Origin of the sequence: Enterobacter cloacae complex sp. IR5422, assembly GCF_049238165.1 — a bacterium.
Taxonomy (GTDB): domain Bacteria; phylum Pseudomonadota; class Gammaproteobacteria; order Enterobacterales; family Enterobacteriaceae; genus Enterobacter; species Enterobacter roggenkampii.
This window is the reverse complement of sequence record NZ_JBMKHT010000101.1, coordinates 1-2,939: the sequence shown is the minus strand read 5'-3', so window position 1 is coordinate 2,939 and position 2,939 is coordinate 1. Positions and strand designations below refer to the sequence as shown.

Here is a 2,939-nt window from a genome sequence, read left to right as displayed (position 1 = left end):
GGCCAAAATCAGCCACGAAGAGACGATTTTGGGCTGAAAATTGGAAAATTGAGCCACAGGACGTCGATAAAGGACGGTTTGGGGCGTCATATCGGGAGCTGCGGACCACTTAATCGCAACTTCCTTAGCAATGGTTGCACCTGCAGGGTATTTATTCACAGCCTCCCGGATGTAATTAGTCGCTGTTGATTCAGTGATATCAGAGAACTGCGTGAACTTACGTGACACTATCTCACCTGTAGCCGGGTTATACGAATCAACACGATAATAGCCGTTTCCGTTAGGTTGAAACGAAATCGGGATCGAAAGCTATAGATATTTTTCAGGTATATGAGATAACTGTTCTACAACAGACCAGTTTTCAGGCTCCGATTTTTTACTGTGCCACTTAGCTCCATCTTCTAACCATTTTGTCCGATATTTCTTAATTCCTTGCAATGTTGAATCTTCGTAACCGAATTCAACCCCACAGCAATCACATATTTCGTATGTTGGTGATTCTCCATCATCACCCCAAGGGGCCTCAAGCTGCTCAGCACCACATACCCGGCAAATATATAAATCATTATTTTTGTGCATTGAAGTAGTCCAAATTTGTTGGATAGCCATGATCTGCGGGATCCGGCCTGAACATTGTTTTAGGCACACCATCACTATTTTTGACTGCAAATGTATTGGACGATGGGTTGTAGTAAATCGTATCACCGTTTTTACGTATTGTGGTGAGCGTTCCTTTTGGCGGATTTGTTACAAAATTATGTGTGGCATCCACATATTGTTTTGAGTTTTGATATTCGGGAAACTCTTTTCCATGCTTCGTCCAGTGTCCATACGCATTGTCAACAGGCTCCGCTTTTTTGGTTTCAGTCCAAATCTGAGTATCTTTAGATTTGCCACCTATCGGAACTGCCCCAATACCAAGACCAGCAGTTCCAGGAAGCGGCTTACCATCTTCGTCAAACAACACCCCAGGCCTGGCAATGTTGTAGACTTTTGGGAGGCGGTCGCCGTGCTCTTTCTCAAACTCTTCCTCATCATGGCCAGGACTCAGCGTGTTATTCTCAACCGTCGTCTTGCCCGCCTGAGCCGCCGCTACCGCATTCGCGCTGCTGTCTCCGACAAGCCCGCCAGCCAGACCAGAGGCCAGCGTCGCCAGCGCAGATACCGTCTGTTTTTCTTCCTCGCTCAGTTCGCTGACCTGTTTGCCAAAACCGTCAACCGCAATCTTACCAGCCAGCTTGTCTACCGCAATTTTGCCGACAAGCTCACCCACCGCCGCGCCAGCTGCAGCGGACGCCGCATCTCTGCCGGAAGCTGCTGCAAGTGCGGCGTTGACAACCGCATGGGCCAGCACGCGTCCCTTAAGATCCGTCTCCGGGATGGCATTCGCGATGGCATTGGCGATATACGGCGCGGCACCGCCCGCAATCGCAGCTTTAATATCGCCACCTGCCAGCGCCTGAATGCCCGCCGTTGCTGCCGAGATGGCGCGCTGGGTGCTCTGCCCCGTTCCCATGCCAGACTGGTTAAACGCTTCGTTATAGAAGGTCTGGTACATCTGGTCATGAATTGCCTGATCGGTAACCTCTTTACCGTCTTTTTTCAGCTGGCTGATGGCGGCGTTACGCGCATCGCTGCCCGCGGTTTTCATCTTCTCGTTGGCCGCTTCCGTGGCCGCAATCTTGCCGTTGGTGCGCGCAATATCCGCAACCTGATTGCCGATCTCGCCAATCATTTGCGCGGTTTGCAGGCGTTTCTGCTCTTTCTCTTTGTTAAAGATCGGGTCGATGCTGCCGTTGGCATGGTCAGTGTCACGGCTGAGCGTGCTGACGTCCTGCTTCTGGTTAGCCTGGTCGCGAACAATGATAGCACCGTCGGCTACCGCTGACTGCGTGGCCGCAGCCGCTAAAGCTGATACGTATCCTTGACCTGGCCTTCCCCATCTGCGTGTTTTACAGCGACAACACCGGCGGAGTTATCCGAAGGTACCCACAGATGCTACCCGCCCTGGCGAGCTTAATCGCCGAGGCCAGCCGCTACTCGCAGATCTGGCTCACCAGCCACTCGCCGGAGCTGGCGACGTTGATTGAGAAGCAGCGATCGTTTTCGCTGTATCAGCTTCGATGGCGGAGGGGGAGACGCGGGTGGAGAGGCTGGGGTAGTCTCAATGGGCACGGAGGCAGTTTTTTCGCATCTCGCTTCAGTGAAGCATGCCAATAAAGAACCCCAGATACCCGGCCCTGCTTAACCATATAAAGGGGCTGGTAAGGCCGGATCGCCGGATATTAATCAACTCTCTCATGGGGGCCAGGCCATCATTTTTTATAACGACATTTTTTGCACAATAGCGGCAATGCATAATCAGAAATAAAATTCCGGCGATCGCAAAACCAAAATAACTTTCGCGACTTCCCCAAAAATGAGTGCTTAATTTTAAATAAATTAATCCCCAGATACTGACTAAAAAGACGATAAATGAACATGCTGCAATGTTCATGTCTCGCTTACTACCCAGACCAAAAAAGAGTGCGTCAAAGAAAAACATCGGGGTAAACGGTGACTGGACGCTTTTTCCCGTCGCTTTACTAAAACGGAAAAAACGACCGTTCCGACGAAAAATGCGACGGTCATTTTTTTAGCAAATTGGCGATCCATAACATTACACCGGCGAAAATACCAATACATATACTTATTTTACCTAAAAACAAAACAATATCCGATGAAAAAGACATTGGTATTCCTTTATATGCTAAGAAAAAAACCTCCCCACATGCATATAAAACGATCCCTGTCAGAAAAATCGAAACCATACTAAGGAAGTTGCGATTAAGTGGTCCGCAGCTCCCGATATGACGCCCCAAACCGTCCTTTATCGACGTCCTGTGGCTCAATTTTCCAATTTTCAGCCCAAAATCGTCTCTTCGTGGCTGATTTTGGCC

Annotated in this window: 4 protein-coding genes and 2 pseudogenes; 1 reads left to right on the top strand and 5 read right to left on the bottom strand. The window is 49.5% G+C overall.

The features are described 5' to 3' along the window. From ACOTXT_RS22320 to ACOTXT_RS22310, 3 genes and pseudogenes are all read right to left on the bottom strand, one after another. A partial coding sequence (locus ACOTXT_RS22320) for a hypothetical protein (RefSeq protein WP_421625468.1) occupies positions 1–228 on the bottom strand: 228 nt, incomplete at its 3' end. Positions 229–309: 81 nt separating this feature from the next. Continuing rightward, the gene (locus tag ACOTXT_RS22315; RefSeq protein ID WP_223539752.1) at positions 310–609 is read right to left on the bottom strand and encodes a hypothetical protein; all 300 of its coding nucleotides are present in this window, start codon (positions 607–609) and stop codon (positions 310–312) included. Beyond that, positions 566–1,900, bottom strand: a pseudogene (locus ACOTXT_RS22310) (VENN motif pre-toxin domain-containing protein); the annotation flags it as partial. The pseudogene ACOTXT_RS22310 and the gene ACOTXT_RS22315, both read right to left, overlap by 44 nt. 86 nt (positions 1,901–1,986) lie before the next feature. Here ACOTXT_RS22310 and ACOTXT_RS22305 point away from each other — a divergent pair. Then, a pseudogene (locus tag ACOTXT_RS22305) lies at positions 1,987–2,162 on the top strand (AAA family ATPase); the annotation flags it as partial. Between the two features lie 38 nt (positions 2,163–2,200). On the opposite strand, the gene ACOTXT_RS22300 reads toward ACOTXT_RS22305, so the two are convergent. Both ACOTXT_RS22300 and ACOTXT_RS22295 read right to left on the bottom strand, forming a co-directional pair. Further along, positions 2,201–2,497, bottom strand: a complete 297-nt coding sequence (locus ACOTXT_RS22300) for a hypothetical protein (protein ID WP_225828743.1) — start codon at positions 2,495–2,497, stop codon at positions 2,201–2,203. A 130-nt stretch (positions 2,498–2,627) separates the two neighbouring features. After that, positions 2,628–2,939, bottom strand: a 312-nt coding sequence (locus ACOTXT_RS22295; RefSeq protein WP_421625467.1) for a hypothetical protein, incomplete at its 5' end; no start/stop codon positions are given.